A 15910-nucleotide genomic window follows, 5' to 3' on the forward strand; every position below is an offset into this window, starting at 1 on the left:
GGGCCGCCCCCTCGGGGGTCAGCCCCGCAGCCGGGGTGCCCGCGTCCCCGCGTCCACCCTTGCGCCGTCCTCCACCTCACCGGCCAGCTCCCGGGCCCACCCGGCGACCGCCCCGAGGTCCATCCCGTACGGCCGCTCGCGCCCGTCGGACGCCGCCCACCCCGTCACGGCCCCCGCCCCGCGCCGCAGCAGCCTGGCTCCGCCGGTGACGTTGCCGCGCGCCGCGTGCGTGAGCCCGACGGCCAGCTGGGCCAGCCCCCGCCACAGCTCCCGCTCCTCGTCGGGCCCCGACTTCCAGGCGTCCTCGAACACCTCGTGCGCGTGGAACGGCTTGCCGTCGTCCAGCAGCCGCTGCGCCTCGGCGACGGTCTCGTCCGGGGCCCTCACGACCCCCTCGGGCTGGCGCGGCACACCGTCCGCCCCGTACGGCAGGGGGCGGCCGAGCCCGTCCCGCGGCCGGGCGTTGCGCGCCCGCCCCTCGTCGTCGCGGTCCCGCGCGTCCGCCGGGCGGCCGGGTGCTGTGCTGTCCATGGGGCTGTCGGCAGGGCTGTCCATGGCACCGATTGTCCCCCGCCCGTGCCCGCTTAGGCGTGGCCCGGCGGGTGGGGTAAAGTGCTGTCCGCGTGATCGCGCGGCGCACCGCGCGTGAGCACATCGGGACGTGGCGCAGCTTGGTAGCGCACTTGACTGGGGGTCAAGGGGTCGCAGGTTCAAATCCTGTCGTCCCGACTCGTGAGAGTCGCAGGCCAGGGCCGGTATCGGAGACATCCGACACCGGCCCTTTGCCGTGGGTCACGCGCGCGGTCCCGACTCCCGCGGCCGCGCCCCCGCGGCGACGAGTACGTCCGCCGTCTCGCGGTGTGCCCCCTGCGCAGCCCAGTCCAGTGGCGTCCAGCCGGTGCCGTGGTCCTCGCGCAGGTTCGGGTCGGCTCCGTGTTCGAGGAGTACGCGCACGGTCTCGGTGTACCCCCAGCACGCCGCACCGCACAGCGGTGTGCCCTCCGAGCCGATCCCGCTCTCCGTGTCGGGCCGGGCGCCGGCCGCGAGCAGCACGCGGGCGATGTCGGCGGCTCCGCTCACGGACGCGAGGTACAGCGGTGTGCTGCCGGCCGGGTCGGCCGTCTCGGCCGGTGCACCGGCCCGCAGCGCGGCCCGGACCGCAGGCAGGTCGCCGACGAGTGCGGCGTCGACGAGACGCCGGGACAGTTTCTTGTGCTTTCGCCTGTTCACACGCACCGAGAGTACGGAGGGCTTGACTTGAAGCGCACTTCAATTCGCAGACTCCCTTCCGTGCCCGGACGACCGGGCGCGCATGGGGAGGAACATCATGAAGTACCGCACCATCGGCACCGATCCGGCGCACCGCCGCGAGGTGAGTGTGCTGGCGCTCGGCGCGATGCTGTTCGGCTCGCAGACCGACGATAAGACCTCGTTCGCCGTCCTCGACCGCTATGTGGAGGCCGGCGGGAACTTCATCGACACGTCCGACAACTACGCCTTCTGGACCGACGGCGGCCAGGGCGGCCAGAGCGAGGAACTCCTCGGCCGCTGGCGGCGCAGCCGCGGGATCGGCGCCGAGGTCGTCATCGCCACCAAGCTCGGCGCGCGCCCGCTGGCGCCGGGCACCGGCTACACCGACAACCCCGAGGGCCTGTCGGCCAAGGTGATCCGCGAGGCCGCCGACCGCAGCCGGGAACGGCTCGGCGTGGAGAAGCTGGACCTGCTCTACGCGCACATCGACGACTTCACCGTGGAGCAGCGCGAGACCGTCGAGGGGTTCGGCGCACTGGTCGCGGAGGGCACGGTCGGGCTGCTCGGCGTCAGCAACCAGGCGGTGTGGCGCGTCGAGCGGGCCCGCGCCCTGGCCGCCGCGGCCGGACTGCCCGGCTACGAGGTGCTCCAGTACCAGCACAGCCACCTGCGGCCCCGCTTCGACCTGCCCAGCGAATTCTCCCGGTACGGCAGTGTCGGTCACGCCGGCGCCGAACTCCTCGGCTACCTGGAGGCCGAGCCGGACCTGACGCTGGTCGCCTACTCGCCCCTGCTGGCCGGTGCCTACGTCCGCGCGGACAAGCCGCTGCCCCCCGACTACGACCACCCGGGCACGCCGGCCCGGCTCGCGGTGCTGCGGGACGTCGCGGGGGAGACCGGGGCCACGGTCAACCAGGTCGTCCTCGCCTGGCAGATCGGCGCGGAACTGCCGATCGTGCCGCTGGCCGGCGCCTCCTCGCTGGCGCAGCTGGAGGAGAACCTGGCGGCCGTGGACCTGGAACTGACCGAGGAGCAGCGCGTCCGCCTGGACACCGCCCACTGAGCCCCGTCCGCCGTGCGGTCAGCCTCTGACCAGGAGCTGGAAGTCGAAGGCGTACCGGGACGCGCGGTACACGTGCGTCCCGAACTCGACCGGTCGGCCGGTGTCGTCGTACGCGGTGCGCCGCATCGTCAGCAGCGCGGCGCCCTCGCGTTCGCCGAGGCGCCCGGCCTCCTCGCGGGTGGCGATGCGGGCGCCGACGGTCTGGCGGGCGCTGTGCAGGGTGATGCCGGACGCGCGCATCATCCGGTACAGGCCGGTCGACTCCAGGCGGGCGTCGTCGAGGTCCAGCAGGCCGGCCGGGAGGTGGTTGCAGAGCAGCGCCACCGGCTGGCCGTGGGTGAGGCGCAGCCGCTCCAGGACGGTGACCCCGGTGCCCTCCGCGACGCCGAGCGCCGCGGCGACCTCGGCGGTGGCCGGGACGTCCTCGTTGCGCACCACCCGGGTGCCGGGGCCTTGCCCGGCGGCCTCCAGATCGTCGTAGAGACTGCTCAGCTCCAGCGGGCGCCTGACCTGGCTGTGCACCACCTGGGTGCCGACCCCGCGCCGCCGGACCAGGAGCCCCTTGTCGACCAGCGACTGGATGGCCTGCCGGACGGTCGGCCGGGACAGGCCGAGGCGGACCGACAGGTCGACCTCGTTGCCCAGCAGGTCTCCCGGCGCGAGGGCACCGTGTGCTATCGCCGCCTCCAGCTGCCGGGCCAGCTGGTAGTAGAGCGGTACCGGACTGCTCCGGTCCAGGGTGAGGTCCAGGGCGCCGGTCGCGGGGGCGGTCACGGCACGTGCGGGGCCGCCGGTCTTCGCCATGGTCGTGCCTCCCTGCGTAGGTGACTGGCTGTCGGGCGGGGGAGCGCCGGGTCAGAGGTGGTGGCGGCGGTCGGCCACCGCGCGCTCGTAGGCCGCCCGCGCCTCGGTCGCGGCCGCGCGCTCGGACACCTCGGCCACCGGCACGTCCCACCACGCCTCGGCCGGCACCGGCTCCAGCGCGGGTGCCGTCTCGACGTACACGCACGTCGGGCGGGTCGCCGCGCGGGCGGTGGTCAGCGCCTCGCGCAGCTCCCGCACCGTCTTGGCGCGCAGGACGTGCATGCCGAGGCTGGCCGCGTTGGCGGCGAGGTCGACGGGGAGCGGATCGCCGGTGAAGGAGCCGTCGGCGGCGCGGTGGCGGTAGTCGGTGCCGAAGCGCTCGGCGCCCACCGACTCGGACAGGCCGCCGATGGACGCGTACCCGTGGTTCTGTACCAGGACCACCTTGACCGGCAGGTTCTCCTGGACGGCGGTGACGATCTCGGTCGGGTTCATCAGGTAGGTGCCGTCGCCGACCAGGGCCCACACGGGGGTGCCGGGTGCGGCCTGCTGCACGCCGATCGCGGCCGGGATCTCGTAGCCCATGCAGGAGTAGCCGTACTCCAGGTGGTACTGGCGCGGGGAACGGGCCCGCCACAGCTTGTGCAGGTCGCCGGGGAGCGAACCGGCCGCGTTGATCACCACGTCCTCGTCGCCGACGACCGAGTCCAGTGCGCCCAGCACCTGCGTCTGGGTCGGCACCGCGCTGTCGTCGTCCGCGCCGAACGCCCTCTCGACGACCTCGTCCCACCGGGCCTTGCCGGTGCGGTACTCCGTCTCGTACGCCGCGTCCACGCGGTGGCCGGACAGCGCCCGGGCCAGCGCGGTCAGGCCGGTCCGCGCGTCGCACACCAGGGTGTCGGCGGCGAGCTTGTGGGCGTCGAAGGCGGTGATGTTGAGGTTCAGGAAGCGCACGTCCGGGTGCTGGAAGAGGGTCCCGGACGCGGTGGTGAAGTCCGAGTAGCGGGTGCCGACACCGATGACCAGGTCGGCGGTGCGGGCGAGGGCGTCGCTCACCGCGGTGCCGGTGTGGCCGATGCCGCCGAGGTCGGCCGGGTGGTCGTGGCGCAGGGCGCCCTTGCCCGCCTGCGTGGAGGCGACCGGGATGCCGGTGGCGTCCACCAGGGCCTTCAGCGCCTGCTCGGCCTCGCTGTGGTGGACGCCGCCGCCCGCGACGATCAGCGGGCGCGCGGCGGCGCGGACCGCCCGGACCGCCTCGGCCAGTTCCGCGGGGTCGGGCGCGGGGCGCCGTACCCGCCACACCCGGTCGGCGAAGAACTCCTCCGGCCAGTCGTACGCCTCGGCCTGCACGTCCTGCGGGAGCGCGAGGGTGACCGCGCCGGTCTCCGCCGGGTCGGTCAGGACGCGTACGGCCCGCAGCGCGGACGCCAGGAGCGCCTCGGGGCGGGTGACGCGGTCGAAGTACCGGGACACGGGCCGCAGGGCGTCGTTGACGGACACGTCGGCCTCGACCGGGTGCTCCAGTTGCTGGAGCAGCGGGTCGGCAGCGTGCGAGGCGAAGCAGTCGCCGGGCAGCAGCAGGACCGGCAGGCGGTTGACCGTGGCCAGAGCGGCGCCGGTGACCAGGTTGGTGGCGCCGGGGCCGATGGAGGTCGTCACGGCCTGCGCGGACAGGCGGTCGAGCTGGCGGGCGTGGCCGACGGCCGCGTGCACCATGGCCTGCTCGTTGCGGCCCTGGTGGAACGGCATCGCCTCCCGGTACTCGACCAGCGCCTGGCCGAGGCCGGCCACGTTGCCGTGGCCGAAGATGCCCCAGACGCCGGTGATCAGGCGGCGGCGCACGCCGTCGCGTTCGGTGTACTGGGCGGCCAGGAAGCGCACCAGGGCCTGGGCGGTGGTCAGTCGGCGAGTGGCGGCGGCGCTCATGCGGACCTCTCCGGTGCGGCGTACAGGGGGAGTCGGGGGTCGACGGGCTGCCCGGGCCAGGTGTCCCGGATCCAGGCGTGGTCGGGGTGGTCGCGGATCAGCCAGGCGCGCTCGGGCTCCGGACCGGCCATGACGTTGAGGTAGTACATGTGGTGTCCGGGGACCGCCATCGACGGCCCGTGCCAGCCGTCGGGGATCAGCACCACGTCCCCGTCGCGGACCTCGGCGAGGACGTCCGTGCCCCGCCCCCGTCCGGAGGGGGAGACACGCTGGTAGCCGAGCCCCGGGGTGCCGTCGTGGGGTGCGAACTCGAAGTAGTAGATCTCCTCCAGCACGGATTCCTCGCCGGGGCGGTGCTCGTCGTGCTTGTGCGGGGGGAAGGACGACCAGTTGCCGCCCGGGGTGAGCACCTCGACCGCGATCAGCCGGTCGCACTCGAACACCCCCGCCGCGCCGAAGTTGTTGACCTGCCGCGAGCAGCTCCCGGTGCCGCGCAGCTCGACCGGTACCGAGGACGCCGGGACGTACCGGGCGGGCAGGCGGCGGGTGCAGCGGGCGCCGGTCAGGGCGAACCGGCCGCCGCCTGCGGAGGTCACCGTCGCACGGGCCCCGCGCGGGACGTACGCGAAGTCGCTCACAGCGGTGAACACACTGTCGCGACCGGTGAGTTCGAAGGTCTGCGCGCCGAAGTCGTCGGTGGCCCCGACGGTGCAGCCGCCGCTCAGCGGCAGGACGATCCACTCGCTCCCGCCGCAGTCGAAGGTGTGGCTGCCGCCGGGCGCGAGGTTCACCACGCGCAGAGCGCTGTGGTCCCACCCGGCGCTCTCGGGCGTCACGTCCACGGCGTACCGGCCGCTTGCCGCCTTGCCCGCGGGAAGGTGATACGTCATCGTCCGCTCCTCCGCCTCTCCTCGTTCACAGCAGTCCGACGGCCGTGTCCACCGCCTGCTCCACGCCGCCCTCGGCCGGGTAGAGCAGCGAGCGGCCCACGACCATGCCCTGCACGGTGGGCAGCCGCAGTGCCTTGCGCCAGCGTTCGTAGGCCGCGGCCTGGTCCGCGGCGGAGCCCCCTATGTCGCCGCCGAGCAGCACCACGGGGAGCGTGGACGTCTCCAGGACCTCGGCCATGTCGTCCGGGTCGTGGGTGACGGGCAGTTTCAGCCAGGTGTAGGCCGAGGTGCCGCCGAGACCCGAGGCGATGGCGACGGAGCGGGTGACGGCCTCGGCGGACAGGTCGTTGCGGACCCGCCCCTCGCTCCGACGGGAGATGAAAGGCTCTATGAACAGGGGCAGTCCGCGCGAGGCCATGGCGTCCACCGCGCGGGCGCTCGCCTCCATGGTGGCCAGCGAGCCCGGGTCGTCGTAGTCGATGCGCAGCAGCAGCTTGCCCGCGTCGAAGCGCAGCCGGGCGATGTCCTCGGCGCGGTGACCGGTGAAGCGGTCGTCCATCTCGAAGGCGGCGCCCGCGAGACCGCCCCGGTTCATCGACCCCATGACGACCTTGTTCTCCAGCACCCCCAGCAGCAGCAGGTCCTCCAGTACGTCGGCGGTGGCGAGCACCCCGTCGACGCCGGGCCGGGACAGCGCGGTGCACAGGCGCTCCAGCAGGTCGGCCCGGTTGGCCATGGCGAGCCGGCGGTCGCCCACGCCGAGCGCGCCGCGCGCCGGATGGTCGGCGGCGACGATCATCAGACGGCCGGAGTCGCCGATCAGCGGGCGGCGCTCCCGGCGCGCCGCGGCCTCGGCGATCGCCTCCGGGTGCCGGGCTCTGACCGCGGTGAGGTCCGGGATGCTGGAGATGGTCAGGGACAAGACGAAGCTCCGTTCAGGGTGTGGCTCGCGCGAGGAGGTCGTCGACCTCCGCCCCGGTGGGCATCGCGGAGGAGCAGGCGAGGCGGGATGCGACGAGGGCGCCGGCCGCGTTGGCGTACCGCATGGTCCGCTCCAGCTCCCAGCCGGAGAGCAGACCGTGGCACAGGGCGCCGCCGAACGCGTCGCCCGCGCCGAGGCCGTTGACCACCTCGACCGGCACCGGCGGCACCTCGGCGGACCGGCCGTCGCGGTGCACGGCGAGGACGCCCTCGGGCCCCTGCTTGACGACGGCCAGTTCCACCCCGGCCGCCAGCAGCGCCTCGGCGCAGGCCCGCGGTTCGCGCACCCCCGTGGCGATCTCGCACTCGTCCAGATTGCCGACCGCGACGGTCGCGTGCCCGAGCGCCTCGGCGTAGTACGGACGGGCCCGGTCCGGGTCGGTCCAGAACATGGGGCGCCAGTCCAGGTCGAAGACGGTGGTGCCGGACTTCGCGCGGTGGGCGAGGGCGGTCAGCGTCGCCGTACGGCTCGGCTCCTCGCTGAGTCCGGTGCCGGTCATCCAGAAGACGGAGGCCGCGCGGATCGCGTCCAGGTCCAGCTCCTCGGGGCGGATCTCCAGGTCGGGTGCCTTGGGACGGCGGTAGAAGTACAGCGGGAAGTCGTCCGGCGGGAAGACCTCGCAGAACGTCACGGGGGTCGGGTACGCGGCGACCGGGGTGACCCAGCGGTCGTCGACGCCGAACTCCTTCAGCGCGCCGTGCAGATAGCCGCCGAACGGGTCGTCGCCGGTGCGGGTGATGACGGCCACGGCGCGGCCGAGCCGGGCGGCGGCGACCGCCACGTTGGAGGCCGAACCGCCGAGAAACTTGCCGAAGGTCTCAACCTCCGCCAGGGGTACGCCCGTCTGCAGAGGATAGAGATCGACCCCGATGCGGCCCATCGTGATCAGATCGAAACGCGGGACTGACTCTGCCATGTGCGACGCTCCTCGGGCTGGGCGGGGGCCTGCCGCCTCCCAGGTGTATGACTCCTGGACGACGCTGTCAATACTTTGTACTTACATTCGGACCTGTGAGTGAAAGGATGTCTTGACAAAGTATTGACAGTGGGCGCCTCAAGGACTTGTATCCGGTCCCAGCGCAGCAACAGCCATTCTTCTCGGGTCTGGCACTCGGGTCTGGCACACGGCTCTCCCGTCGCACAGTCGCACAGTGAGGTGCAGGAAAAGATGGACCGCTCTTCGCACGCCCGCTCCCGCAGATTCGCCCCTGCCGTGGCCCTCGCCGCCGCCGCGGCCCTGACCCTCGCCGGCTGTTCCAGCAGTTCCGGGGGGAAGAAGGCCGACGAGGAGGGCGACTCGGGCGCCTCCGCGGGCAAGGCGAACACCCCCCGTATGACCGTCGCCCTGGTCACCCATCAGGCGCCCGGCGACACCTTCTGGGACATCGTCCGCAAGGGTGCCCAGGCCGCCGCCGACAAGGACAACGCCAAGCTCGTCTACTCCGCCGACCCGAACGCGGGCAGCCAGGCCAACCTGGTGCAGAACGCGATCGACCAGAAGGTCGACGGCATCGCCGTCACCCTCGCCAAGCCGGACGCCCTGCGCAGCGTCCTCGCCAAGGCGGAGAAGGCCGGCATACCCGTGGTCGGGCTCAACTCCGGTCTGGCGGACTGGAAGAAGCTCGGCCTGATGGAGTTCTTCGGGCAGGACGAGAGCGTGGCGGGCGAGGCGTTCGGCAAGAAGCTGAACGAGGTGGGTGCCAAGAAGGCCCTCTGCGTGATCCACGAACAGGGCAACGTCGGACTGACCCAGCGGTGCGACGGCCTGAAGAAGACGTTCGAGGGCTCGGTGGAGAACCTCTTCGTCAACGGCGCCGACCAGCCCTCGGTGAAGTCGACGGTGACGGCCAAGCTTCAGCAGGACTCCGGCATCGACCACGTCGTCACGCTGGGCGCCCCGTTCGCCATGACGGCCGTGCAGTCGGTGGACGAGTCCGGCAGCAAGGCCAAGGTCGCCACCTTCGACCTGAACAAGGAGCTGACCGGCGCCATCGAGAAGGACGACATCGAGTTCGCCGTGGACCAGCAGCCCTACCTCCAGGGCTACCTCGCGGTCGACGGCCTGTGGCTCTACAAGAACAACGGCAACTACAGCGGCGGCGGTGAGCAGCCGGTGCTGACCGGCCCGGCCTTCGTCGACAAGTCCAACGTGAAGGCGGTCGCCGAGTTCGCCTCGAAGGGCACCCGGTGATGAGCGTGGCCCCACAGGCTGAGCCGGCGGTGGCCGCACCGCCGGCCCCCGGCCCCGAGGAAGCCGACGGCCGGACCCGTGAACGCCCCGTGGCGCTGCGGCTGCTCGCCCGGCCCGAGGTCGGGGTCTTCCTCGGCGCCGTCGCCGTCTTCGCCTTCTTCCTGATCGCCGCCCCCACGCTCCGCGACGGCGCCTCCATGGCGACGGTGCTGTACCAGTCGTCCACCATCGGCATCATGGCCCTGCCCGTCGCCCTGCTGATGATCGGCGGCGAGTTCGACCTGTCCGCCGGTGTCGCCGTGGTCACCTCGGCGCTCACCGCCGGCATGCTCAGCTACCAGCTGACCATGAACGTCTGGATGGGCGTGATCGTCGCCCTCGTGGCCTCACTCGCCGTCGGCGCCTTCAACGGCTGGGTGCTGATGAGGACCGGCCTGCCGAGCTTCCTGGTCACCCTCGCCACCTTCCTGGTCCTCCAGGGCGTCAACCTCGCCGTGACCAAGCTCGTCACCGGCAACGTCGCCACCGACGACATCAGCGACATGGACGGCTTCGACCAGGCCAAGGCCCTGTTCGCCTCGTCCTTCGACGTCGGCGGCGTCCAGGTGAAGATCACGGTCGTCTGGTGGCTGGTCTTCGCGGCGCTGGCCACCTGGGTGCTGCTGCGCACCAAGTACGGCAACTGGATCTTCGCCGTCGGCGGCAGCCAGGAGTCCGCCCGCGCGGTCGGCGTGCCCGTCACCTTCACCAAGATCACGCTGTTCATGCTGGTCGGCTTCGGTGCCTGGTTCGTCGGCATGCACCAGCTGTTCTCCTTCAACACCGTGCAGTCCGGCGAGGGCGTCGGCCAGGAGCTGATCTACATCGCCGCGGCCGTCATCGGCGGCTGCCTGCTCACCGGCGGCTACGGCTCCGCCATCGGTCCGGTCTTCGGCGCCTTCATGTTCGGCATGGTGAACCAGGGCATCGTCTTCGCGGGCTGGAACCCGGACTGGTTCAAGGCCTTCCTCGGCGTGATGCTCCTCGGCGCCGTCCTCATCAACCTGTACGTCCGCCGCGCCGCGACCCGGAGGTGATCGGAAATGACCAGCAAGACCCCCGCAGCCCCCGGCACCCACGGCGCCGTCCTCGCCGACCCTGCACCCGAGCAGGGCCGCCCGCTCGTGGAGCTGCGCCGCGCCGGCAAGGCGTACGGCAACATCCGCGCCCTGCACGGCGTCGACCTCGCCGTCCACCCCGGCCGGGTGACCTGCGTACTCGGTGACAACGGTGCCGGCAAGTCCACCCTCATCAAGATCATCTCCGGGCTGCACCAGCACACCGAGGGCGAGTTCCTCGTCGACGGCGAGGCCGTGCGCTTCACCACCCCGCGCGACGCCCTCGCCCGCGGCATCGCCACGGTCTACCAGGACCTCGCCACCGTGCCGCTGATGCCGGTGTGGCGGAACTTCTTCCTCGGCTCCGAGATGACCAAGGGCCCGTGGCCCGTGCGCCGCCTCGACATCGCCCGCATGAAGCGGACCGCCGACGAGGAACTGCGCAACATGGGCATCGTCCTGGACGACCTCGAACAGCCCATCGGCACCCTCTCCGGCGGCCAGCGCCAGTCCGTCGCCATCGCCAGGGCCGTCTACTTCGGGGCCCGCGTCCTCATCCTCGACGAGCCCACCGCCGCTCTCGGCGTCAAGCAGTCCGGCGTGGTGCTCAAGTACATCGCGGCCGCCCGCGAACGCGGCCTCGGCGTCGTCTTCATCACACACAACCCCCACCACGCCTACATGGTCGGCGGCCACTTCAGCGTGCTGCGGCTCGGCACCCTGGAACTCAGCGCCGCCCGTCCCGACATCACGCTGGAGGAACTCACCAACCACATGGCGGGCGGCGCCGAACTCGCCGCCCTCAAGCACGAGCTGGCCCAGGTCGGCGGGGTCGACGTGGACGCCCTCCCGGACGGCGCTCCGGATGCGGCGCGCGTCCCGGCGCCGGACAGTGCCCACAGGAGCGACGGCGCCCACGGGGCCGACGGCACTGACGGGACCGACGCCGTCCACGGGACCGACACGGCCGACAGCACCGACACGACCGACAGCACCGACACGACCGACAGCACCGCAACCGGTACCGCCGAAGGGAAGGCCTGAGCATGCCCTCTGCCCTCGACCGCATCCGCGTCGGCTCGGCTCCCGACTCCTGGGGCGTCTGGTTCCCCGACGACCCCCGGCAGGTCCCCTGGGAACGGTTCCTGGACGAGGTCACCGAGGCCGGCTACGAGTGGATCGAGCTGGGCCCCTACGGCTACCTCCCCACCGACCCGGCCCGGCTCACCGACGAGGTGACCCGGCGCGGCCTGAGGGTCTCGGCGGGCACCATCTTCTGCGGGCTGCACCGCGGCCCCGCCGAGTGGGACGCCACCTGGGAACAGGTCGGCCGCGTCGCCGCCCTGACGCAGGCCATGGACGCGAAGCACCTCGTCGTCATCCCGTCCTTCTGGCGCGACGACAAGACCGCCGAGATCCTGGAGCCGCCCGAGCTGACCGGCGAGCAGTGGACCCACCTCACCCGGGGCATGGAACGCCTCGGCCGCGAGGTGCGGGAGAGCTACGGCCTGGACATCGTCGTCCACCCGCACGCCGACACCCACATCGACACCGAGGAGCACGTCGAGCGCTTCCTCGACGCCACCGACTCCGACCTCGTCAGCCTCTGCCTGGACACCGGTCACTACGCCTACTGCGGCGGTGACAGCGTCAAGCTGATCGAGACCTACGGCGAACGCATCGGATACCTCCACCTCAAGCAGGTCGACCCGGAGATCCTCGCCGGGGTCCGCGAGGGCGGCGTGCCCTTCGGGCCGGCCGTGCAGCGCGGGGTGATGTGCGAGCCGCCGGGCGGCGTGCCGGAGCTCGGCCCGGTGCTCACGGCCGCCCAGGAACTCGGCGTGGACCTCTTCGCCATCGTCGAGCAGGACATGTACCCCTGCGAGCCGGACAAGCCGCTGCCCATCGCGGTGCGCACCCGGAAGTTCCTGCGCTCCTGCGGCGCCTGAGCCGTACCGCGCCGACGGACGGGTGCCCCGGCGAACGGGTGGACGGGTGAGCGGGCGTGCGGGCGTGCGGGCGTCCCGCGAGTGCGCCGCCCGGCGGGCCGTCGCCGGTGCCGCGCGCTAGCGTGCGCAGCACCGGCAAGCACACCTCGTCCCGTTCCGGGAGGCAGCCCATGACCGCGCGTCTCAACCCGTACCTCAGCTTCGACGGCGACGCCCGACAGGCGATGGAGTTCTACGAGCAGGTGTTCGGCGGCACGCTGTCGCTGAACACCTTCGGCTCCTTCGGCATGTCCGACAGTCCGAAAGCCGAGCAGATCATGCACGGCATGCTGGAGACCCCCAGCGGCTTCACCCTGATGGGCGCGGACATGCCGCCCGGGCAGGAGCACCGGCCGGGGAACGACTTCTCGGTGAGCCTCAGCGGTGACGACGAGGCCGAGCTGCGCGGCTACTGGGAGAAGCTGTCCGCCGACGGCTCGGTCGAGGTGCCGCTGGAGAAGCAGATGTGGGGCGACCTCTTCGGCATGTGCAGGGACCGGTTCGGCATCTCGTGGCTGGTGAACATCAGCGAGCCCGCGGGCTGACCCCGCGGCCCGCCGATCCGCCGACGCGTGGGCCCCTGCCGCTCAGCTCCGCCGCACCTCCGCGACCGCCACCGGACGGTGCTCGTGCAGCGACAGCGTGCACGCCTCGGCGATCCAGCCGGCCTCCAGCGCGTCCTCGACCGTGCAGGGCGAGGTGCGGGTGCCGGCGACGACCTCGGTGAACGCGGTCAGCTCGGCGCGGTAGGCGGCGGCGAAGCGGTCCATGAAGAAGTCGTGCGGCGTACCGGCCGGGAAGCTCGCCCCCGGCTCCACCGAACGCAGCGGCAGCTTGTCCTCCAGGCCGACGGCGATCGAGTCGTCGAAGCCGTGGATCTCCATGCGCACGTCGTAACCGCGCCCGTTGTGGCGGCTGTTGGAGACCACCGCGAGGGTGCCGTCGTCGAGCGTGAGGACCGCCCCGGTGGTGTCCGCGTCGCCCGCCTCCCGGATGAAGTCCGCGCCGCGGTTGCCCCCGGCGGCGTACACCTCGCGCACCTCCCGGCCGGTCACCCAGCGGATGATGTCGAAGTCGTGCACCGAGCAGTCCCGGAAGATGCCCCCGGAGGCGGCGACGTACGCGGCGGGCGGCGGCGCCGGGTCCAGCGTCGTCGACCGTACGGTGTGCAGCGTGCCCAGCTCGCCGCCGCGCACGGCGGCCCGCGCGGCGGCGAACCCGGCGTCGAAGCGCCGGTTGTAGCCGATCTGGACCGGCACGTCGCGGCCCGCGAGCGCCTTGAGCACCTCGACGCCCTCCGTCATGGTGCGGGCCACCGGCTTCTCGCAGAAGACCGGCACACCGGCCTCCACGGCGGCCAGGATCAGTCCCGGGTGGGCGTCGGTCGCCGCCGCGACCACCACACCGTCCACCCCCGCCGCGAGCACCGCCTCGGGCGAGTCCGCGACCTCGGCGCCGAACCGCTCGGCGGCGGCCTTCGCGGCAGCCGCGAAGGGGTCGGCGACGACCAGCGACCCGACGGCGTCGAGTCCGGCTAGGGTCTCGGCGTGGAAGGCGCCGATGCGGCCGAGGCCGAGGATTCCGATACGCATGTGCTGTCCTGCTCCTTGTGTCGGGGGAGGGGGAAGGATGTGAGGGGTGTGCGGGGTGGGAGGCCCGGGTCGGGGCGGCTCGGACGGGCCAGGCGCCGGCCCGTTGATCGGCTCCCTCGTCGCGCAGGGCCCCGCCCGCGCACGTGTGCGGGACGCGGCACCGTCGTGCGCCGACAGCGGCGACGTGGTGCTGTCATTCTTGTCCTGACAAACGCGCCGAACAACCTGCGGGCGGCCGGCACCGCGACCGTGTGACGCGCGCGGCCGTCCCGGGCGTGTGACGCGGTCGTCCGGGCGGTCCCTCCTACCGTCGGGACCATGTGGAAATCGACTCCGGCCGGCAGCCCCGAACGGGTGGTGGCTCTGGCCGACGGCGTCTTCGCGATCGCCATCACCCTGCTCGTCCTGGACTTCTCCGTGCCCGGCGACCTGGACGCCGCCGCCTACCGGGCCGAACTGCGCGATCTGACACCCAACTTGGGGGCGTACGCGCTCAGCCTGCTGGTACTCGGACTCTTCTGGCGCGACCACCGCCGGATCTTCGGCTTCGTCGAGCGGGTCGACGGCCAAGTGATCACCCTCTCCCTGGTCGGTCTCGGCGTCGCGGCACTCGTTCCCTTCCCCACCAAGCTCATCTCCGAGTACGGGCGCGAGCCGGTGTCCGTCGCCGTCTACGCGGCCGCGGTCGCCGCCCTGGGCGCCTCCCACCTCGCCCTGGTCGTCGTGCTGGCCAACCGGCCCTGGCTGCGCGGCGACACCGCACCCGAGGAAGGGTTCCTGCTCTACGGCGCGGACATCGCGGCGTCGGTGGTGATCTTCGCGCTGAGCGTTCCGCTCGCCCTGGCGATCGGTCCCGCGGCCATGTGGAGCTGGCTCGTGCTGGTCCCGGTCAAGGGCCTGCTCGGCCGGTGGGTGACGCGGGCCCGCCGCGGCGCCGTCAGCGGGGCGGCTCGGGACTGACCCAGGTGCCGCGCTCCGCCGACCGCGCCATCGCGTCCAGTACGGCCGCGCTGTGCACCGCGTCCGTCAGGGTGGCGCCGTACGGGGTGCCCTCCGCGACGGAGCGCAGGAAGCGGTGGGCCTCGACCACCTTCAGGTCGTCGTAGCCCATGGCGTTGGCGGCGCCCGGCTGGAAGGCCGCGAACTCGCCGTGCCCCGGGCCGACGTAGACCGTGCTGACGGGCTGGTCCTGGTACGCCGTGCCGCGGCTGACGCCCAGTTCGTTCATACGGCGGAAGTCCCAGTGCACCGCGCCCGTGGTGCCGTGCACCTCGAAGCCGTAGTTGTTCTGTTCGCCGACCGAGACCCGGCAGGCCTCCAGCACACCCCGGGCCCCGGAGGCGAAGCGCAGCAGGCAGCTGACGTAGTCCTCGTTCTCGACCGGTCCCGGCTCTCCGCCCGCCGCCCGGGAGTGGCCCGCCGTGGCTCCGGTGGGGCGCGCCCGCTCGGGCAGGAAGACGGCCGTGTCGGCGGTCAGGGACGCGATGTCGCCGAGCAGGAAGCGGGCCAGGTCGGCGCCGTGCGAGGCCAGGTCGCCGAGCACCCCGCTGCCGCCGCGCTCCCGCTCGAACCGCCACGTCAGCGCGCCCTCGGGGTGGGCGGCGTAGTCGCTGAAGAGCCGGACGCGGGCATGGGTGACGGTGCCGATCTCCCCGGCGGCGATCAGGTCGCGGGCCGCCTCGACGGCGGGCGCGTTGCGGTAGTTGAAGCCGACCGCCCCTTGCACGCCCGCCTGGGCCACCGCGTCCGCCACCGCGCGGGCGTCCCGCGCGGTCAGGCCCACCGGCTTCTCGATCCAGATGTGCTTGCCCGCCGCGGCCATCGCCATGGCGATCTCGCGGTGCAGGAAGTTCGGCGCCGTGATGCTGACCGCGTGGACCCGCGGATCCGCGGCCACCTCGCGCCAGTCGCGGGTCGTCGAGGCGAACCCGAACTGCGCCGCGGCCGCCTCGGCCCGCCCGGGTACTTCCTCGGCGACCGTCACCAGCTCCGGGCGCAGCGCGAGGTGCGGGTAGTGGTGCCGGACCCGGGCGTACGCCTGGGTGTGCACCCGGCCCATCCAGCCGAAACCGACGACGGCGACACCGAGTGCCTGGACCATGAGCGCCCCTCTTCGGACCTGTCCG

At 72.7% G+C, this 15910-nt stretch carries 16 protein-coding genes and 1 tRNA gene; 8 read left to right on the forward strand and 9 right to left on the reverse strand.

The features are described 5' to 3' along the window. Nucleotides 1-18: 18 nt before the first annotated feature. Complete coding sequence (locus tag ACIBCJ_RS00840) at nucleotides 19-555, reverse strand: DUF309 domain-containing protein (protein ID WP_365978886.1); 537 nt, start codon at nucleotides 553-555, stop codon at nucleotides 19-21. Between the two features lie 100 nt (nucleotides 556-655). Here ACIBCJ_RS00840 and ACIBCJ_RS00845 point away from each other — a divergent pair. After that, nucleotides 656-729, forward strand: a tRNA-Pro gene (locus tag ACIBCJ_RS00845). A 63-nt stretch (nucleotides 730-792) separates the two neighbouring features. Here ACIBCJ_RS00845 and ACIBCJ_RS00850 read toward each other — a convergent pair. Next, entirely contained in the window at nucleotides 793-1230 is a 438-nt protein-coding gene (locus ACIBCJ_RS00850) for an ankyrin repeat domain-containing protein (RefSeq protein ID WP_365978885.1), read from the reverse strand. Nucleotides 1231-1327: 97 nt separating this feature from the next. Here ACIBCJ_RS00850 and ACIBCJ_RS00855 point away from each other — a divergent pair, with 97 nt between their 5' ends. Then, complete coding sequence (locus ACIBCJ_RS00855) at nucleotides 1328-2314, forward strand: aldo/keto reductase (RefSeq protein WP_365978884.1); 987 nt, start codon at nucleotides 1328-1330, stop codon at nucleotides 2312-2314. Nucleotides 2315-2332: 18 nt separating this feature from the next. Here ACIBCJ_RS00855 and ACIBCJ_RS00860 read toward each other — a convergent pair whose 3' ends face one another. Genes ACIBCJ_RS00860 through iolC form a run of 5 tightly spaced genes read right to left on the reverse strand, consistent with a single transcriptional unit; the run spans nucleotide 2333 to nucleotide 7832 of the window. Beyond that, nucleotides 2333-3118 carry a GntR family transcriptional regulator gene (locus ACIBCJ_RS00860; protein WP_362508256.1) on the reverse strand — a complete coding sequence of 262 codons (786 nt, stop codon included), beginning with the start codon at nucleotides 3116-3118 and terminating at the stop codon, nucleotides 2333-2335. 51 nt (nucleotides 3119-3169) lie between these two features. Next, the gene (gene iolD, locus ACIBCJ_RS00865) at nucleotides 3170-5044 is read right to left on the reverse strand and encodes a 3D-(3,5/4)-trihydroxycyclohexane-1,2-dione acylhydrolase (decyclizing) (protein ID WP_365978883.1); all 1875 of its coding nucleotides are present in this window, start codon (nucleotides 5042-5044) and stop codon (nucleotides 3170-3172) included. Beyond that, nucleotides 5041-5934 (reverse strand): 5-deoxy-glucuronate isomerase, encoded by an 894-nt coding sequence (gene iolB, locus ACIBCJ_RS00870; RefSeq protein WP_365978882.1) that lies wholly within the window; start codon nucleotides 5932-5934, stop codon nucleotides 5041-5043. The genes iolD and iolB overlap by 4 nt, the downstream gene beginning before the upstream one ends. Nucleotides 5935-5959: 25 nt before the next feature. Continuing rightward, nucleotides 5960-6856, reverse strand: a complete 897-nt coding sequence (locus ACIBCJ_RS00875; RefSeq protein WP_365978881.1) for a deoxyribose-phosphate aldolase — start codon at nucleotides 6854-6856, stop codon at nucleotides 5960-5962. A 13-nt stretch (nucleotides 6857-6869) separates the two neighbouring features. Continuing rightward, entirely contained in the window at nucleotides 6870-7832 is a 963-nt protein-coding gene (gene iolC / locus ACIBCJ_RS00880) for a 5-dehydro-2-deoxygluconokinase (RefSeq protein WP_362091386.1), read from the reverse strand. A 252-nt stretch (nucleotides 7833-8084) separates the two neighbouring features. Here iolC and ACIBCJ_RS00885 point away from each other — a divergent pair, with 252 nt between their 5' ends. From ACIBCJ_RS00885 to ACIBCJ_RS00905, 5 genes are all read left to right on the forward strand, one after another. Next, nucleotides 8085-9107, forward strand: coding sequence for a sugar ABC transporter substrate-binding protein (locus ACIBCJ_RS00885; RefSeq protein ID WP_365978880.1), 1023 nt, complete (start codon nucleotides 8085-8087; stop codon nucleotides 9105-9107). Further along, on the forward strand, nucleotides 9107-10183 hold the full coding sequence (locus tag ACIBCJ_RS00890; RefSeq protein WP_365978879.1) for an ABC transporter permease: 1077 nt from the start codon (nucleotides 9107-9109) through the stop codon (nucleotides 10181-10183). Before ACIBCJ_RS00885 ends, ACIBCJ_RS00890 begins: the two co-directional genes overlap by 1 nt. 6 nt (nucleotides 10184-10189) lie before the next feature. After that, entirely contained in the window at nucleotides 10190-11248 is a 1059-nt protein-coding gene (locus ACIBCJ_RS00895) for an ATP-binding cassette domain-containing protein (protein ID WP_365978878.1), read from the forward strand. 2 nt (nucleotides 11249-11250) lie between these two features. Further along, complete coding sequence (locus ACIBCJ_RS00900; protein WP_362508277.1) at nucleotides 11251-12153, forward strand: sugar phosphate isomerase/epimerase; 903 nt, start codon at nucleotides 11251-11253, stop codon at nucleotides 12151-12153. Between the two features lie 170 nt (nucleotides 12154-12323). Beyond that, on the forward strand, nucleotides 12324-12737 hold the full coding sequence (locus ACIBCJ_RS00905) for a VOC family protein (RefSeq protein ID WP_362508280.1): 414 nt from the start codon (nucleotides 12324-12326) through the stop codon (nucleotides 12735-12737). 42 nt (nucleotides 12738-12779) lie between these two features. Here ACIBCJ_RS00905 and ACIBCJ_RS00910 read toward each other — a convergent pair whose 3' ends face one another. After that, complete coding sequence (locus ACIBCJ_RS00910) at nucleotides 12780-13784, reverse strand: Gfo/Idh/MocA family oxidoreductase (RefSeq protein WP_365978877.1); 1005 nt, start codon at nucleotides 13782-13784, stop codon at nucleotides 12780-12782. A gap of 318 nt (nucleotides 13785-14102) precedes the next feature. Between ACIBCJ_RS00910 and ACIBCJ_RS00915 the strand changes: the two genes are divergently transcribed. Further along, nucleotides 14103-14744: a TMEM175 family protein gene (locus tag ACIBCJ_RS00915; protein ID WP_365978876.1), complete on the forward strand. Its 642-nt coding sequence runs from the start codon at nucleotides 14103-14105 to the stop codon at nucleotides 14742-14744. Here the strand turns inward: ACIBCJ_RS00915 and ACIBCJ_RS00920 are convergent. After that, nucleotides 14722-15885, reverse strand: coding sequence for a Gfo/Idh/MocA family oxidoreductase (locus ACIBCJ_RS00920; RefSeq protein ID WP_365978875.1), 1164 nt, complete (start codon nucleotides 15883-15885; stop codon nucleotides 14722-14724). The genes ACIBCJ_RS00915 and ACIBCJ_RS00920 overlap by 23 nt on opposite strands. Nucleotides 15886-15910 lie beyond the last annotated feature (25 nt).

This window comes from Streptomyces sp. NPDC051136 (genome assembly GCF_044455745.1).
Lineage (GTDB): Bacteria > Actinomycetota > Actinomycetes > Streptomycetales > Streptomycetaceae > Streptomyces.